The following is a 17,948-nucleotide window of genomic DNA, read 5'->3' as shown; positions in this document are numbered from 1 at the left end:
TGTGAATGATGATGAAAAACAGCAAGAAAAGAGTACGGAAAAATAGTTTATATACTCGTATTATAGGACTTATGATTGCTTCCATATTAGTACCTGTAATATTGGTTTCTGCAATAAGCTATTATAATTTAAGAAGTACTGCCAAAAATGATTTTACGGAGATAACTGGCAAAAGTGTAGAAAAAATTATAGAATTTATAAAGAATACAGACAAAGTTAATAAAGAATCTGTGGACATGCTTTCAACAGATTCTAATGCTAAATCCATTAAAGAAAATGCAGCATGTGAGGTTTGGCTTAGAAAAAGTTTTGGTTCCTTTACAAAGTCACACAAAGATGTATTAAATGTGTATATGGGAACTTCTGATAAAAAAATGATTATATATCCAGAACAGAAAATGCCAGATGGGTATGACCCAACAGCAAGAGGTTGGTATAAAGAAGCAATAGAAAATAAGGGTAAAATAATTAGAACCAATCCATATACAGATATAAATAATGAAAAGTTATATGTTGTTACATTTGCAAAGACTGTTGAAGATGCAGCTGGAAATGTAATTGGAGTAGTAGGGGTTGATGTAACACTGGAGAATTTAAGTAAAAGTGTGGAAGAAACAACTCTTGGAGAAAATGGATTTTCAGTAGTTTTAGACAATGAAGGAACCATAATAGCACATAAAAATACTGAAAAAATAGGTGCTTCAGTTAACGAAGATGCAGGGATGAAGGGCATATTTGATTCAAAAGAAGAAGTTTTTGAATCAAATATAGATAGTGTAAATTATATGGTATTTAAACAAAAAGAAGAGAGTACAGGATATACTATTGCAGGACTTATGTCTAAATCAGAGTTAACAAATAAGATAGTTACTGCAGCTAAGTTAAATATTTTAGTGGCAGTAGGTACATTAATATTAGCAATTTTCTTTGGAAATCTATTTGTTAAAAATACTATAATTACACCTGTTCAGAAAATTGTACAAGTATTAGGAGAATTAACAAAGGGTAATTTCACAGCAAGGATTAAAAAAGAAAAAGGACTTGCAAATGAAATAGAAATTATTATTGATGCTATGAATAATACAACTGATCAGGTTGCGGAAATTCTAAAGAACATACTTAAGGTATCAGATGAATTAAAGGAAAGTTCAGAATCTCTTGTATCTGTAACAGAAGAATCCACTTCTGTAGGAGATGAGGTTGCAAGGGCTGTACAGCAGATAGCTGATGGTGCAGCTCATCAATCGGAGAAATTAAATGAAAGTTCGGATATAGTAGAGAGACTTGGAAGCAAAGTTGATGAGTCCATGGTAAATTCTGATGATATGATTAGAGCGGCAGTGCAAGTAGAAAAAGCTGGGGAAGAAGGAGCAAATTTAATACTTGACTTGACGGAAGTATTTAAACAAAATCATGCCGCCAATCTTCAAGTGGTAGAAAAAGTGGAAATTTTGGCGGAAAAATCAAATGAGATAGGTACTATTACAGATGCTATAAAGAGTATCACAGAGCAGACTAATCTGTTAGCTTTAAATGCTTCAATAGAAGCGGCAAGAGCAGGAGAGGCAGGTCGTGGATTTTCGGTAGTTGCTGATGAGGTTAGAAAACTTGCAGAGGAGTCAGCAAACTCAGCATCACAAATAGAAAAGGTAATAGGAGAAGTAAAGACAAGTGTTAATGAAGTATTTGAAAAGCTAAAATTATCTACAGAGCTTAATGAAAAGACTGGAGAAAACATAAAAATAACAAATGAAAGCTTTACAAATATAAAAGATGGTCTTAGAATACTTGAAGATAATATTGAAAAGGTTAGTTTTTCATTAATACAAATTAAAGATGATAAGGATTTGGTTATCGTAAATATTTCAGAGGTTTCAGCGGTTTCTCAGGAAGCGGCAGCTACGGCAGAAGAGGTAAGTGCATCTTCGGAAGAGCAAGCGGCTGGACTTCAGGAAATAACTTCATCATCAGAGAAGTTGAATGAGCTGGCAGAAGGACTTAGAAACGTAGTTGATAAATTCCAAATATAATAAAGATAAAAAATCTCTAAGAAAATTTCTTAGAGATTTTTATTTAGGTTTGGAGAAGTAAGATTATTTGGTACGCTTATTTCTCCAGCTCTTATAAGAGCGGTTTTGGTTAAAAGCGGGCCTGTGAGTTCGTATATAACTGTTGCGGATAAGATTATAGTTCTAACTGATGAGCCAAATTCAGGCATTGTGGTTTCTGCTACCATTGCAAGTCCAATAGCAACTCCTGCCTGAGGAACCAAGGTTAAGCCCAGATATTTTTGTATTGTTTTAGAACAATGTGACAACTTGGAGCCTATGCCTGCACCAATAATTTTTCCTACTAAGCGAGCTGTTATATAGCCTATTCCGATAAATCCAACCTTTGTAAGTAAGGCTAAATTAAGCTCTATACCAGCAATAGTGAAAAAAGCTATAAAAATTGGTGGAGTAAATCTGTCAATAATTGATAGAGCTCGAGAATTTGATGGAGTAATATTTGTTATTGTAGCTCCTACCATCATACAAGACAAAAGTGGAGATATGTTTAAGCTGGTTGAAATTCCTATGGTAAAAAATAGGGCTGCAATAGTTATACTCAAAAGTTGGTCTTCTCCTTCGGTTTTTTTAGAGATAACTGAAAGTATGAATCCAACAATAAATCCAAGGAAAAGTGCATAGAATATTTCCAATAAAGGAATAAATATGGCTTTAGCTAATGAAAAGTTAGAGTTACTGTTCAAGAGAGAAGAAGCAATTGTAGTTGAAATACCAAAAATTATAATTCCCACTGCATCATCCATAGCAACTACGGGAAGGAGTGTGTTTACAACAGGGCCTTTAGCTTTATACTGCTTAATTACCATTAAAGTAGCTGCTGGAGCTGTAGCGGCAGCAATAGAACCCAGTGTTAAGCTAAAAGGTAGAGACATTTTAAATATAAAAATCATAACAAGATCAACCATTAGAACAGCACCTAGGGCTTCAAATATTGTAATGGTAAAAATTTTTTTTCCTAAAGCTTTCAGATTTGCAAAATTAAATTCACTTCCAATACTGTAAGCTATGAAACCCAGGGCAGCATCTGCAATAATAGTAAGCTTTGCAGCAGCTTGGCTAGGTACAAGATTTAAAATAGAAGGACCCATCAAAACACCTGCAACGAGATAGCCAGTTACTTTAGGCAGTTTAAAAAAGGATACTATCTTTCCCACGATTATTCCACAAAATAGGATTATTCCTAAATAATAAAGTGAATGCATTAAATCATCTTCCTTCTATAAGAGTTGTTTAATTTGAAGATAGAGTAAAGTACTAATTCAGTTTAAGTAAGAGATGGTTTACTTTCTCATGCCTTCAACATAGTTCACTGGCACTGTGAAAACGATTCCAACACCAGGTTGGGATAAATCACCTACAACTTGTCTTATACATGTAAGAGCAGTTCCGATTTGGTCGTCGCTTAGAACAGCAAAGATAGTTTTATTGAAGGGTTTTTTTTCCTGAAGAAGCATTCGCAAGGAGCCGAAGATAGGTACATCCTGATCGTGATCAATTAAAACCTCTGCCATTCCATGACTGTCCAAAACAGTAGCACCTTTTATTCCTGCTTTGGCGAAAGATAAGAGTAAATCATCCAGTTTATTTACTTTGTTAAGAACAAATACCAGAAGTTGCATAAAATCACTTCCTTAAGTTTATGGTTACTTTAATTATAGAACTTATACAATTAAATGTAAATAACAGGAGTGAAAATCTAAGATTTTCACTCCTGTTATTTAATCGTCTATGTCAAATAAATCATCAATATCTTTTTCACCAGGAGAACCAAATACGCTTCGAGCGCTTTCTGGATGCCCGTGTTTTATGTTCCTTTTCTTAAACCTGCCATCTTCCTTTTTATTATTTTGTGTGTGGTTCATTTTGTTCTTTGACATACTAAATCTCCTTATCTCTTATTACACCTTTTGATTTGTGCTTTTGCATTTCATCTTCATGGATAATTTCAGGTTTTGAAGTCCTCTTATCCATTTTCTTGCTATTTTTAGCTTTTGTATTGCCCACTTATAATCACTCCTTAATAAATTTTAATTAAGTTGTAATATTTTACTGTAATAGGTTAACCAGTTTTTTTGAGAAATATACGTTTTGGGGAAAGTGAAAAGAAGAAAAGATTGAGGTAATAAAACAAGTGATAAAATTATAATTAAATATTAGCTATGTGAATTTATTAAATTTTATTGGGTAAAAGTTAATAAGATTTTCTTAAAAATAAAAAACCATGATTAATATGAATAAAAAATTTCCTAAAATCAAAAAAAAATGTATAGAATAATTAAATTTTACGCACAATTAAAATGAATGTTACATATTCGCAATAGAGGAAGGTGCCTATTATGATAAAAATCGAGAAATTATTAAAAGAAGAATATATTAAAAAGGATATTGAACAGGCAATAAAGAAAGGAAAAAAACAGGAATTAGTAAGGAGTTCAATTAGGTTACTAACAAAGAAATTTGGTATATTACCTAAAGATATAAAGAAAAAACTGAATAAGGCAGATGCAATAACGTTAGAAATAATTGTTGACAGCGTACTGGAGTTTAATAAGTTGGAAGAAGTAAGTAAATACTTAAAATAGTAAGTTTGTGATGGATTTTAAAATTAAAACTTCTTAAGAGTTTTATAATAAAAGTTTTTAAGAAGTTTTAGTATATTTATGTAAACAATAGTGCAAAATTATAAAAAAATTATATTAGCTGTGTGAGATGTAAATTGATTTATATGAATAAGAAGGTAATGTAAATTAATTATATTTTATATTAACTATGTGTGTATGTTAAAGCTTATTGGTTAAAAGCTAGTAAGCTTTTCCTATTGAAATGACATCATAACTAATAAATATACCATGATTAATATGTATAAAATAACTAAATTCTATACATAATTAAAATTGAAAGTAAGTAGTTAAAGAAATGGATGTTACAAATTTTAACAAAGGTATTTTATTACTTTAATAGAATTATTAAGTATTATAATAATAAAAAGATAAACAAGGGTGATTAAGGTTTATGAGTAAAGTTTCAAATGCATTAAATATGTTAGCTTTATTAAAGAGCAGAGGTCAAATGACTAGAAGTGAAATTGCAGAAATACTTGAATGTGATAAAAGAGAAGTTAGTAGATATAAAGATGATTTATATATGGCTGGAGTTAGGATAAAAGAAATACGTGGACGAAATGGAGGCTATGTACTTGAAGGAAAAGATTATTTATTAAGCTTAGATTTAACAGATGGGGAATATGCAGCTTTAAATATGGCACAGGAGCAATTAAAAAGAGAAGAGTTTCTAGTATATAAAGATTTTAAAAAAGCTCTTTTGAAAATTAACGCATTAAGAGATAAACATACAGATATTTCAACTTCTAAATATTACATAAAAAATATAAAGTCAAATTTTGATTATGAAGAAGAACGAAAAATATGGCTTGATATAAATGCAGCAATAATAGCATCAAATAAAGTACATTTAAAATACGAAGGAGCACATAGAAAAATTACAGAAAGAACAGTAAGACCATATGCATTATTTCAATATAAAGGAGATATGTATTTTGTAGGATATTGTGAATTGAGAAATGAAAGCAGACAATTTAAGCTTTCAAGAATAAAAAATTATGAAGTAACAAAAGAAAAATTTGATAAAGATAAAAATTTTAGTTTAGAAGAGTATTTACAGAACAATTTTGGAATCTATAAGGATGGACAAGTAGAATTAAAGCTAAAAATTTACTATCCAATGGCTCAAATAATAAAAGAAAAACAACGGGTTAAAAATGAAAAAATAGAAGATTATAAAGAAGATAATTACATAATTTATAAAGCAAAAATATATGGAGAAACAGAAATTAAAACATGGATATTAGGAATGGGAAGTAATGCAGAAGTTTTAGAACCAGAAAGTTTTAAAGAAAAAATAAGAGAAGAAATAAAAAAAACTTTAGAAATTTATAAATAAAATTTTAATACTGCTGATATATGTCAACATTAATAGTTAAAATTAATATTAACATAAAGTGAATTAATTAAAATCAAGAAACATTTGAAGGAGGTGAAAATTATGAGAATGAGCGTAGAGTATAAAACAGATAAATTTCCTTTAGCATATCAGATGATGGGAGTTAGTTTAATAAAGGAAGCTATAAAAGAAGTGGATGAAGATTATTATAAAAATTTGTACACATATCAAGAAAATAAATCAAATAAACAAACTAAAAATTTCTGTTTCTCATTTTTTATGAAGGATTTTGAAAAACAAGGTGATGTTTTCATTATAAAAGATAGAGTTATATTTAATATATCTTCTCCAGATTATACTTTTATGGTTAATTTGTATAATGGTTTAATAAAGCTTGATACATTTAAGTACAAAGACTTTAATCTTAACAAAGTGAGAATAAATTTAGTTAAAGAAAAAAGTATATCCAATAATGTAATAACTTTTAATACTTTATCACCAATATTTATTCAAGACAAAAATCATAAAGCTTTAGAGATTAATAATGAAAGGTATGAAAAGGAGCTTAATTATATAGTTAATGAAACACTTAAAAATTATAGAGGATATGGTTTAAAGGAAGAGTTAAAATTTATTCCATCTAGAAATATGAAGAAAAGAGTTGTAAAAGAAGACATAAGAGCATTTAGACAAAAAGCTGATAAACCTTATTATTATGTAAATAGTTATGTTGGTATGTTTCAGCTGCAAGGCGATGTAAATGACCTTAACGATATATACAAGTTGGGTGTAGGATTTAAACGTGGGCAAGGGTTTGGAATGTTGGAGATTGTTGGGTAGGAGGTGAGTAAGATGAGTACTATTAGACTTGAGTTATCAGATTGGTTATATAATGCTGGGGTTGTGGGAGTTGCAAATATCTTAGATGCTAGTGATATACCATATGATAAAGGAATTAATTATATAGAATTTGATAATTCAGTATTAGAAAATTTCGAAGAAAAGTATTTTAATTATTTTATAAAGAAATATGAAAAATTTACTTCTTGGTATAAAATAGTTAGTTTTGAAGAATATATTGAAAATTTTCATATAGAAAAAGTGGAAGAAAAAGATTTAACAGTTATAAATGATCAAATCGAAGATATAAAGAAGAAATTAACTAGCAACAGTTACAAAAGTGGATATTTGGTAATTGAAGATAAAAAGTTAGACTTATTAAAAGAAGAGAAGAAACTAAAGAAAATAAAAAAGACTAAAAAACAAGAGATTAAAGATGTTGTAGATAGTATACAACAACAATTTGAAATAGTTAAAGTTATAATAAATTATCTAAAAAAAGAGGAAGTTAAGAAAATTATATTAGCAAAAAATGTTATATATGATGTAATTCAAAAATTTTGGGCAGATGTTAGTTTTTTAAATAAAAATAACAGTAAGAAAAATATGTATGAAGAATATAATAAATATTTTGTTGCAGGAACTTTAAATTATATTGAAGCTGACAAAAGCAAATATAAATATTTATGTTTTACTTGCGAAAACAAGATGTCAAAGCTTTCAAAACCTGCTGCATATGATTTAACATGGATTAGTAAAATGGGAGTAGATATGTCGAGAAAATCATCACATTTTTGGAATTTAAATGGTGATTCATATATTTGTCCTATTTGTAATTTGATATATTCATGTATTCCAGCTGGCTTTACCGTTATTAAGAGCAAAGGATTATTCATAAATCAAAATTCAAGTATGGATTCTTTGATTAAGATTAATAAACATACTTTGGAACATAACACTTCATTTGAAGAATTGGAACAGGAAAGCTATTTTAATATAGTTGAAAGTATAAATCAAAGTTCAGTAGAGTATTTTGAAAAAGAAATTGAAAATATTCAAATTGTAAAACTTGATTCTGATAATCAAAGACGACCTTATTCTTTTAATGTTCTTTCAAAAGATAAGTTAAAAGTTATAAGTGATAACAAAAATATGTTAAAGTCAATGATTAAGATTCATGCAAAAATAAATAGTAAAGAATATTTGAATTTATACAGGGAAGTAATTTCTAGACTATATGATGGTAAAAATCAATTTGATTTAATTAATAAGTTATTTTACCTTAAGTTAGATTCTAAATTTAATAAGATACAATTTATTGAAATGATTATTAGAATCAATAACAATTTCTTAGGAGGGAGAGTGAAAGCAAAAATGGTTCATTATAAAGTTGTTAATAATTGTAAGGACTACGGATTAACCTTAAGAAAAGCTTACATAGATAAGAAAGCTGAAAATAAATTGGGAGGAATAACCTACAGGCTTTTAAATGCTTTAAAAACAAAGAATACATCAAGATTTATGGATACTATATTAAATGCTTATATGTATTTAAACAAACAAGTACCAACAACTTTTGTTGAAGGGTTGCAAGATATTGATAAATTTCAAACTATTGGATATGCATTTTTATTAGGATTACAGGGGGAAGAAGTTAAAAAAGATGATAATGAAGATAAAAAGGAGGATGTTGTAAGTGAATAAGAAAGGGTTAACAGCAAGTTTTATATTTGAAGCTGAAAGTGGTAACTATGGAGAAGGTATAGGAAATGTAACTTCACTAAAAAAAGTTTCAAGAGGAACTGGGGAAAGTTACACATATATTTCAAGACAAGCGATGAGGTATAACATTATAGAACAAATGGGTAGAAACGATACTCCACTTGAGCTAGATGGAACGGTTATTCAGTTTGCAGCAGATACAACTATAAAAGATTATGCTGAAATTGATTTATTTGGATACATGAAAACTAAAAAGCCAACTAAAACTCGTTCAGCGGTAGTTAGATTATCAAATGCAGTTTCATTAGAAAGTTTTAATGCGGATTTAGATTTCTTAACAAATAAAGGGCTATTAGATAGATACAATGAGCAAGGTGGAGAAGTTAAAGATGGTGGTAATATAGCTCAAAGCGAAATTCATAAATCTTATTATGCTTATACTATAACAATAGATTTGGATAAAGTTGGAATAGATAAAAATGATAATATAGAAATTTCAAGTGAAGAAAAGACAAAAAGAGTAGTTGATTTATTAGATACAATCAAATTTTTATATAGAGATATAAAAGGTAGAAGAGAAAATTTATCCCCTTTGTTTGCAATTGGTGGAGTTTATGATATTAAAAATCCTTTCTTTGAAAATAAATTAAAAGTTAAAAATAATAAAGTTGTAGTAGAAGCAATAAAAAGTGTGTATAAACTAGATAAGTCAATTGAAGAAATAACTAATGTTGGATTGATAAAAGGTATATTTAATAATGATAATGAAATTAGCGAAAAACTTAATGCTAAAGAAATGGGTCAATTTTTCGAAATTTTAAAATCAGAAGTTGAGAAATACTATACAGAAAATAAGTAGGTGAGTAAATGAAAGTAATAAGATTAAAATTATATCAGAATTTAGTTAACTATAAAAAGCCTACTAGTTTTCAATTAAAAGAAACGTATCCTTTGCCACCGTATTCAACGGTTAGTGGAATGATACATTATGCATGTGGATTTACGGAATATAAAGATATGGATATAAGTATTCAAGGGAAATATTATTCAAAGGTAAATGATTTATATACAAGATATGAGTTTGCAGGAGCAGGTTATGAAGAAGGAAGGCACAATATAAAGATTAAATCAAAAGAGATAAATAAAAAAACAGGAGAAGAAATAGACAAATACTATGGAATAATTAGAGGAGTTGCAACCTGTGAACTTCTTGTAGATGTAGAATTGTTAATTCATATAAAACCTAAAGATGAAAGCTTAATTGAAGTTATATATAAAAATTTAAAGAACCCACAAGAGTATCTTTCTTTAGGGAGAAGAGAGGATCTTGTAAGGATTGATGAAGTTAAGATTGTAGATGTATATGAAGAAGAAGTTGAGGAAGATAAGTCTTTGAAATATGATGCTTATATTCCTACACATATGTTTGGATTAGATGATTTTGTGTCTAATGCAACCATATATAACTTAAACAAAAAATATGATAAGGTTGAAATAAAAAAAGGAACGGAAATACGACAATGGAAAAAGATAAAGGTTATCCATGGTGTAATGAGCAAAAATGAAATTGCAGAAGGAGCAGTAACACATAAGGATGAAGATGATTATCTAGTTTTCTTTGCTTAAAGGTAGGGATTGTCCCCTATCTTTAATTTTACAATCAATTGGGGGTGTTAAATTGAAAAATCCATTTTTAGCAAAGACAAAAGATAAAGAAACGATTATTCAACATACAGAAAATTTATATAAAAACTTTAAAATATTAAAGAAAATGTATCCTGAAATGAAGAATCTAGATTGGAATATTTTAGAGTTGGCTTGTTTATATCACGATTTAGGAAAAATGAATACTAAATTTCAAAATAAACTAATAAAAAAATTAAAGGAAAAAGAAGAAAATTTTAATTTAAAAGAATTAAAAGAATTAAAAGATGATTTACCTAATATAGAAGAAATTCCACATGGATACTTAAGTCCAGCATTTTTGCCAAAAGATGAACTAAAAAATAAGTATAGTGATGATGAGATGAGAATTTTATATCAAAGCATATATTTTCATCATTCAAGAGAAAAACTTAATAATCATGATAATTTAAAACGAATAGTTAAAGAAGATTTAATAAACTATATTGATGATTTTATATTCGATAAAATTGATAAAATAGGGAAATTAAATTCGTCATTTATTAGGTACATAAAAAGAAGAATACCTGATCCAGATAATGATACTAAAGAAATAATTCATCAATACATAATGACAAAAGGGTTACTAAATAAAATTGATTATGCAGCTAGTGGTGGAGTAGATGTTGAGGTAGAGAATAAAGATCTGTTTGATAAAACTTTTAATTTTTTAAAACAAGGTGGATATAAACCTAATAAATTACAGGAATATATGATAGAGCATCAAAACGAAAATAATGTAATTATAGCTTCTACAGGCATTGGGAAAACAGAAGCTTCACTATTTTGGATAGGAAATAATAAAGGTTTTTTTACACTTCCTTTAAGAGTATCTATAAATGCTATATATGATAGAGTTATTAAAAAAATAAAATTTGAGAAAAAAAGAACAGGGTTACTTCATTCAGAAACTTCGGCAGAGTATCTAAAAAGAAATAATAATGAGCTTGATATAGAGTATTATGATAAAACAAAGCAGTTATCCTTACCGTTAACAGTTTGCACATTGGATCAGTTAGTCGATTTTATATTTAAATATGAAGGATACGAATTAAAATTAGCAACACTTTCATACTCAAAATTGATTATAGATGAAATTCAAATGTACTCTCCAGAATTAGTAGCATTTCTAATTGCAGCTTTAAAATATATAACTGAAATGGGCGGGACGTTTAGCATAGTTACAGCAACATTGCCTCCGATATTTTTAGAGCTTATGAGAAATGAAGGTATAGAATTTAATCAACCAGATCCTTTCTATAAGGAGGTTAATGGAAAAGTTCAGTTAAGACATAAGTTAAAAGTATTGGAAGAAGATATAAATATTAATCACATAAAAGAAAATTATAAAGACAAAAAAGTGTTAGTTATTGTAAATACAGTAAAAACAGCACAACAGCTTTATAAAAAATTAAAAGAAGAATTAAATAAAGAAGTTAACATAAATCTTTTTCATAGTAGATTTATAAAAAAAGATAGAACTGAAAAAGAAAGTATGATTTTAAAAATGGGAGAACTTGAAAATAAAGAAAAAGGTATATGGATAACAACTCAAGTAGTTGAAGCGAGTTTAGATATAGATTTTGATGTTTTATATACGGAACTTTCAGATATATCCGGATTATTTCAAAGAATGGGAAGAGTTTATAGAAATAGAGATTTAAAAGAAGATTATACAAATATATATGTGTATATAGGAAAAGAAAAGTTACCTTCAGGAATAGGCAGTGGTGATAAATCAATAATAGATAAAGATATTTTCGATTTATCAAAAGAAGCTCTAGTAAATTATGTTGGAGAAAAATTTGAAGAAAAAGAAATTGATGAAAAAAAGAAAATGGAATTAGTAGAGACAGTTTATTCAAAGGAAAACCTTGAAGGTAAAAATTATTACAACAAAATAAAAGATACTATAAAAAATGTGGTTGATATAAAAGAATATGAATTTAAAAAGAAAGAGATTAATTTAAGAAATATAGAAAATGAAACGGTAATGCCAAAGAGTGTTTATAAAGAAAATGAAGAGCTAATCTACAAAAATTTAAACATTATTCAAGAAACATCAGACTATAATGAAAAATTGCTAGCAAAGAACGAAATTAAAGAACTTACAATGAGTATTCCTAAATATCAATATGACCAAGCATATAGAAATGGATATATAGAGGGAGAGTTCATAGAAGTAGATAAATACAATAAAATACCAATCATAGCATATCCTTATGATTTTGAAAGAGGTTTAGCCAGGCCAGAAAAAGTAGAAGAATTTAATGAAGATTTGCAGTTTATGTAAAAGTAAAGAAGGTGATCTCATGGAATTTGAATTAGAAAAATTTAAAACCCAAGGAGTAAAAGTAAATTACTACTATATATGCAAAAGAAAACTTTGGTTGTTTTCGAAGGGAATAACTATGGAAGACACAAGTGATAGAGTTCTCAGCGGCAAGCTTGTACATGAAGATTCTTATTCAAGAAAGAAAAATAAAGAAATGCTGATAGATGATATTTTAAAATTGGATATTATGGACAAAGATTATGTACGGGAAGTTAAGATAACAAGTAAGATGCCACTTCCAGATAAAATGCAGCTTTATTATTATCTTTTTTATCTGAAGCAAATAGGAATTGAGAAAAAAGGTTCAATAAATTACGTAAAAGAAAAAAGGATAGAAGAAATAGAACTGACACCAGAAGTGGAAGAAAAAATAAAAGATACATTAATTGATATAAAAAGAATTGAAAGTAGCAGTAATCCACCTAAATTAGTTAAATTGCCATATTGCACAAAATGTGCTTATTACCAATTCTGTTATGTAAAAGAGGATGATGAATAATGGGAAGAGATTATTATATTTTTAGTAACGGAAGATTAAAGAGAAAAGATAATACCATATATTTTATAGATAGTGAAGAAGAAAAAAGGCCATTACCCGTAGAGCAGGTAGATAAAATTCATATATATGGAGAAGTAGATTTAAATACAAAACTTTTAAATTATCTTACTAAATATGGTTTGATGCTTAATTTTTATAACTATTATGGATATTATTCAGGAACATATTATCCAAGAAAGAAAAATGTTTCAGGTTTTTTACTTGTAAATCAAGCAATGCATTATCATTTTGATGATAAGCGATTATATATTGCAAAATGTTTTATTGATAGTGCAGCACATCACATATTAAGAAATTTAAGAAAGTATAAGGATAATACTCAAGAATTTATGAAAAGAATTGAATCTGAAAGAGGCAAGATATTAAATTCTAATGCCATTGATGAACTTATGGGTGCAGAAGGTAGAATGAGAAAAATTTATTATGAAGCATTTAATGTAATTCTAAAAAATGGTTTTGAATTTAAAAAGAGAGAAAAAAGACCACCAACAGATCCCATAAATGCATTAATGTCTTTTGGAAATAGTTTAATGTACACAACAGTATTAGGAGAAATCTATAAAACACAGCTTGATCCAACGGTTAGCTATCTGCATGAACCATCAACAAAAAGGTTTTCGTTAAGTCTTGATTTAGCAGAAATATTTAAACCTTTAGTTATTGATCCGCTTATATTTAGTGTGATAAATAACAGAATAATAACAACAGATGATTTTTCAATAGAAGAGGGAGTATGTTTTCTAAATGAAAAAGGCAAAAAGAAGTTTGCAGCAGAATATGAAAAGAAAATGGGTACAACAATAAAACATAGAAAATTAAATAGAAAGGTTTCTTACAGAATGTTCATAAGGCTTGAATGTTATAAATTAATCAAGCATCTTATAGATGATGAAAGATATAAACCATTAAAGGCATGGTGGTGATAAAATGTTTGTTATACTAACTTATGATATCGAAGAAAAAAGAATAAATAGAGTTAGAAAATTATTAAAGAAATATTTAACATGGACTCAGAACTCAGTTTTTGAAGGGGAAATAACGGATGGAAAACTGCATAAGTGCCTTTCAGAAGTAAACAAGGTCATAGACAAAAAAACGGATTCGATATATATTTATAGAGTAAAGATGTCTAAAAATATTACTAAAGATGTTATAGGAATAGAAAAAAGTTTTGATGAATTATTTTTGTGATTTTCAATTTTGCAGTAATGCAAACAAATGTTTTATATCGTCTTAGACATTGATATAACTAGGTTACAAGGTGTTTTGTAAAAATTTATAAAAACATTACTATAGGTTTACTGCAAAAAGCTTAATTTTAGGTAATGTCTTAATCCCTATAAACCTAGTAATATCAATGTGTTAGAGTGTTTTAGATTTTGGGGGTTTTATATTAACTATGTGAGATGTAAATCCATAGTCTTCTCATAAATATCCTTAAACCTTCCGAGCGTTTTATATTAACTATGTGAGATGTAAATTGATAATATTCTACGATTACTTTTTCTTCATATGATAGTTTTATATTAACTATGTGAGATGTAAATTGGTGAGGCTAACGCATTTAAATGAAATCCTCTTTTGTTTTATATTAACTATGTGAGATGTAAATTAGAAGAAAAAATAGATAAAAGAATTGAAGAGTATTTGTTTTATATTAACTATGTGAGATGTAAATCAATATAGATGCTTATTGTATTGCAAACAATTTAAATGTTTTATATTAACTATGTGAGATGTAAATAAGAGAAAGTTGTTTATTGTTACTGGAAGTATTTCTGTTTTATATTAACTATGTGAGATGTAAATAAACTTACAGCAATAGATAAAAGACAGGTATTATATGGTTTTATATTAACTATGTGAGATGTAAATTTAATTGATTAATAGTCTTTTCACTTACTCCTTTTAGTTTTATATTAACTATGTGAGATGTAAATGAGCAGGACCTGGTTAAACTTTAGTTATAAGAAATGAGTTTTATATTAACTATGTGAGATGTAAATTTGTAGATGGAATATGCGGAACACTTTCTATACCTCGTTTTATATTAACTATGTGAGATGTAAATTAGTTTTAAAAAGAAAGCTTTATATCCTTGTCTTAGTTTTATATTAACTATGTGAGATGTAAATTTTTTTATTTAAGTCACAATCTACGGATTAGATCCATGGTTTTATATTAACTATGTGAGATGTAAATTCTGCTCTATACTCTATTTCAGTACGAGTAGTATAAGGTTTTATATTAACTATGTGAGATGTAAATAAAGTAAGCAGAAATCTATTCTTATATAACTCTTTTGTTTTATATTAACTATGTGAGATGTAAATACGTTATATAAATATGTTAATGCAAGAAAGGAAGAAAGTTTTATATTAACTATGTGAGATGTAAATTTATTATTTAAACAATCATTATTAATGTTTGAAGAGTTTTATATTAACTATGTGAGATGTAAATTTTATTAAATTTGATAATAAATATTATTTTGGCTATGTTTTATATTAACTATGTGAGATGTAAATGGTGATGTTACGAAACCTGGTGATACGGGTGGACTTGTTTTATATTAACTATGTGAGATGTAAATAAATTGCTACATATATAAATATCATTACCATGTTTTTGTTTTATATTAACTATGTGAGATGTAAATACAAGAGGGTAACTTCTAAGAGAAATTTGTCTACTAGGTTTTATATTAACTATGTGAGATGTAAATGTTATTGATATTGCTGGACCACTTACGAGTGCACTTGTTTTATATTAACTATGTGAGATGTAAATTAGGCTTTAAGCAGCTAAACAAAAGATATTCGCTCGTGTTTTATATTAACTATGTGAGATGTAAATATGAACCTTTAACCCCATAGCATTTTCATAAATATCGTTTTATATTAACTATGTGAGATGTAAATGTGCCAGTCGCACCACACACATAAGTGACTTCCAAAGTTTTATATTAACTATGTGAGATGTAAATATGTATAGAAGGTGTAGTCATTGTGGTAGGAAAGTTATGTTTTATATTAACTATGTGAGATGTAAATATAGAATATATTGAAGGACTATCTAAAGCTACTTTGTTTTATATTAACTATGTGAGATGTAAATTTAGTTTGGTTTTCTTACCTACAAATATATTATACCGTTTTATATTAACTATGTGAGATGTAAATACAAAACATAGTTTGGTTGGGGGTGGAATAGTTGCGAGTTTTATATTAACTATGTGAGATGTAAATGAGGAATAGGATTTTCTAATACTTCTATCTTTTCAAGTTTTATATTAACTATGTGAGATGTAAATTCTACTAGTGGAAACATACATCATTACAGAGAGTGGGTTTTATATTAACTATGTGAGATGTAAATTTGCACAGATGGGAGGTGTTAATTAATGACATTTAATGTTTTATATTAACTATGTGAGATGTAAATTGATAATTTGTTGATGCAGGAGCAACAAAGAAATCTGGTTTTATATTAACTATGTGAGATGTAAATTCCGTAACATCAATTGTATGATATAGCACTCCGACAGGGTTTTATATTAACTATGTGAGATGTAAATGAAATTAAAAGTGATTATGCAAGCCCTATAATGGCTGGTTTTATATTAACTATGTGAGATGTAAATATAAACAAACAAAGAGCAGGGTTCAACTTTACCTTGCGTTTTATATTAACTATGTGAGATGTAAATCGTAAAAATGCTAAATCATTTATAGCTGCATTAATAGTTTTATATTAACTATGTGAGATGTAAATAAATAAAAAAGTTTGGAAAGAAGGAGAGTCTACAACGGTTTTATATTAACTATGTGAGATGTAAATATATCTTATAACAAAATAGGGAGTATTATTTTTAATTCGTTTTATATTAACTATGTGAGATGTAAATGGTGCAATATTGGTATGGGGTTTCAGAAAAGTGTGGGTTTTATATTAACTATGTGAGATGTAAATATGTTGAGATTATAACACATCTAAATATCGTTATTGTGTTTTATATTAACTATGTGAGATGTAAATTTCATTAACTCATTAGTATGTAAATTATTTTCAAATGTTTTATATTAACTATGTGAGATGTAAATATGCTTATAAAAAAGGATTTTGTCCAAAAAATCTGTGAGTTTTATATTAACTATGTGAGATGTAAATATTAATTTTTATGCTAAAAATAGCAAAGGATATAAAGGTTTTATATTAACTATGTGAGATGTAAATTACATTCCAGTTATACACCTAATACCATACAAATGTACGTTTTATATTAACTATGTGAGATGTAAATTTAGGCAGGTGAGGTAGTTGGAGAATTGGTTTGATGGTTTTATATTAACTATGTGAGATGTAAATATATTACCATTTGATGATACTCTGATGTATAAATCTGTTTTATATTAACTATGTGAGATGTAAATCAGTGCGAGAAGTTCTAACATTGATTACGCATTTTAAGTTTTATATTAACTATGTGAGATGTAAATCTGGAGCTACCTTGTCGTTATTCTAATAAAATAGCTTGTTTTATATTAACTATGTGAGATGTAAATGAAATAAAAAATGAAAATGTAGAAATAATTAAGGAAGGTTTTATATTAACTATGTGAGATGTAAATTATATCGCGATACCCAGGTGTTTTGTTCTGGTCAAGTAAAATTGTAACACTTTTGCCTAATATTTTTATGAGCTGTACCGAGCTTCAAAAGGAGTTAATCCTTTATTGAAGGAATGAGGTCTAAGATGGTTATACCAGCTATAGGCATA

General features: G+C 27.7%; 15 protein-coding genes and 1 CRISPR repeat array. Of the genes, 11 read left to right on the top strand and 4 right to left on the bottom strand.

What is annotated here, in order from left to right; genetic code table 11:
• Positions 1 to 11: 11 nt before the first annotated feature.
• A complete protein-coding gene (locus OIO11_RS05950; protein ID WP_268070536.1) occupies positions 12 to 2,030 on the top strand; it encodes a methyl-accepting chemotaxis protein in 2,019 nt (672 codons plus the stop codon).
• Between the two features lie 29 nt (positions 2,031 to 2,059).
• On the opposite strand, the gene OIO11_RS05945 is transcribed toward OIO11_RS05950, so the two are convergent.
• From OIO11_RS05945 to OIO11_RS05930, 4 genes are all read right to left on the bottom strand, one after another.
• Positions 2,060 to 3,271: a cation:proton antiporter gene (locus OIO11_RS05945; protein ID WP_268070535.1), complete on the bottom strand. Its 1,212-nt coding sequence runs from the start codon at positions 3,269 to 3,271 to the stop codon at positions 2,060 to 2,062.
• A gap of 78 nt (positions 3,272 to 3,349) precedes the next feature.
• Positions 3,350 to 3,688: a hypothetical protein gene (locus tag OIO11_RS05940; RefSeq protein WP_268070534.1), complete on the bottom strand. Its 339-nt coding sequence runs from the start codon at positions 3,686 to 3,688 to the stop codon at positions 3,350 to 3,352.
• Between the two features lie 99 nt (positions 3,689 to 3,787).
• A complete protein-coding gene (locus OIO11_RS05935) occupies positions 3,788 to 3,946 on the bottom strand; it encodes a CPC_1213 family protein (RefSeq protein WP_268070533.1) in 159 nt (52 codons plus the stop codon).
• Position 3,947: 1 nt separating this feature from the next.
• On the bottom strand, positions 3,948 to 4,073 hold the full coding sequence (locus OIO11_RS05930) for a hypothetical protein (RefSeq protein ID WP_268070532.1): 126 nt from the start codon (positions 4,071 to 4,073) through the stop codon (positions 3,948 to 3,950).
• Between the two features lie 332 nt (positions 4,074 to 4,405).
• Between OIO11_RS05930 and OIO11_RS05925 the strand changes: the two genes are divergently transcribed.
• The 10 genes from OIO11_RS05925 to cas2 all read left to right on the top strand — a co-directional run bounded on the left by OIO11_RS05925 (position 4,406) and on the right by cas2 (position 14,359).
• Positions 4,406 to 4,651 carry a DUF4351 domain-containing protein gene (locus OIO11_RS05925; protein WP_268070531.1) on the top strand — a complete coding sequence of 82 codons (246 nt, stop codon included), beginning with the start codon at positions 4,406 to 4,408 and terminating at the stop codon, positions 4,649 to 4,651.
• Between the two features lie 430 nt (positions 4,652 to 5,081).
• Positions 5,082 to 6,029, top strand: coding sequence for a helix-turn-helix transcriptional regulator (locus OIO11_RS05920; protein ID WP_268070530.1), 948 nt, complete (start codon positions 5,082 to 5,084; stop codon positions 6,027 to 6,029).
• Positions 6,030 to 6,131: 102 nt separating this feature from the next.
• Positions 6,132 to 6,869 carry a CRISPR-associated endoribonuclease Cas6 gene (cas6, locus tag OIO11_RS05915; RefSeq protein ID WP_268070529.1) on the top strand — a complete coding sequence of 246 codons (738 nt, stop codon included), beginning with the start codon at positions 6,132 to 6,134 and terminating at the stop codon, positions 6,867 to 6,869.
• Positions 6,870 to 6,881: 12 nt separating this feature from the next.
• Positions 6,882 to 8,573: a type I-B CRISPR-associated protein Cas8b1/Cst1 gene (gene cas8a1, locus OIO11_RS05910; protein ID WP_268070528.1), complete on the top strand. Its 1,692-nt coding sequence runs from the start codon at positions 6,882 to 6,884 to the stop codon at positions 8,571 to 8,573.
• Positions 8,566 to 9,450, top strand: a complete 885-nt coding sequence (gene cas7i / locus OIO11_RS05905; RefSeq protein ID WP_268070527.1) for a type I-B CRISPR-associated protein Cas7/Cst2/DevR — start codon at positions 8,566 to 8,568, stop codon at positions 9,448 to 9,450. The genes cas8a1 and cas7i overlap by 8 nt, the downstream gene beginning before the upstream one ends.
• 8 nt (positions 9,451 to 9,458) lie before the next feature.
• A complete protein-coding gene (gene cas5b / locus OIO11_RS05900) occupies positions 9,459 to 10,217 on the top strand; it encodes a type I-B CRISPR-associated protein Cas5b (protein WP_268070526.1) in 759 nt (252 codons plus the stop codon).
• A 52-nt stretch (positions 10,218 to 10,269) separates the two neighbouring features.
• Positions 10,270 to 12,567: a CRISPR-associated helicase Cas3' gene (cas3, locus tag OIO11_RS05895; RefSeq protein ID WP_268070525.1), complete on the top strand. Its 2,298-nt coding sequence runs from the start codon at positions 10,270 to 10,272 to the stop codon at positions 12,565 to 12,567.
• 19 nt (positions 12,568 to 12,586) lie between these two features.
• On the top strand, positions 12,587 to 13,108 hold the full coding sequence (gene cas4 / locus OIO11_RS05890; RefSeq protein WP_268070524.1) for a CRISPR-associated protein Cas4: 522 nt from the start codon (positions 12,587 to 12,589) through the stop codon (positions 13,106 to 13,108).
• Entirely contained in the window at positions 13,108 to 14,091 is a 984-nt protein-coding gene (gene cas1b, locus OIO11_RS05885; protein ID WP_268070523.1) for a type I-B CRISPR-associated endonuclease Cas1b, read from the top strand. Before cas4 ends, cas1b begins: the two co-directional genes overlap by 1 nt.
• 4 nt (positions 14,092 to 14,095) lie before the next feature.
• A complete protein-coding gene (gene cas2 / locus OIO11_RS05880) occupies positions 14,096 to 14,359 on the top strand; it encodes a CRISPR-associated endonuclease Cas2 (RefSeq protein WP_268070522.1) in 264 nt (87 codons plus the stop codon).
• Between the two features lie 194 nt (positions 14,360 to 14,553).
• A CRISPR array of direct repeats spans positions 14,554 to 17,799; the repeat unit is 29 nt; unit sequence GTTTTATATTAACTATGTGAGATGTAAAT.
• Positions 17,800 to 17,948 lie beyond the last annotated feature (149 nt).

It is taken from the genome of Clostridium sp. ZS2-4, assembly GCF_026719745.1.
GTDB lineage: Bacteria > Bacillota > Clostridia > Clostridiales > Clostridiaceae > Clostridium_H.
The sequence above is the reverse complement of the archived record's forward strand: the minus strand, read 5'-3'. Positions and strand labels throughout refer to the sequence as shown.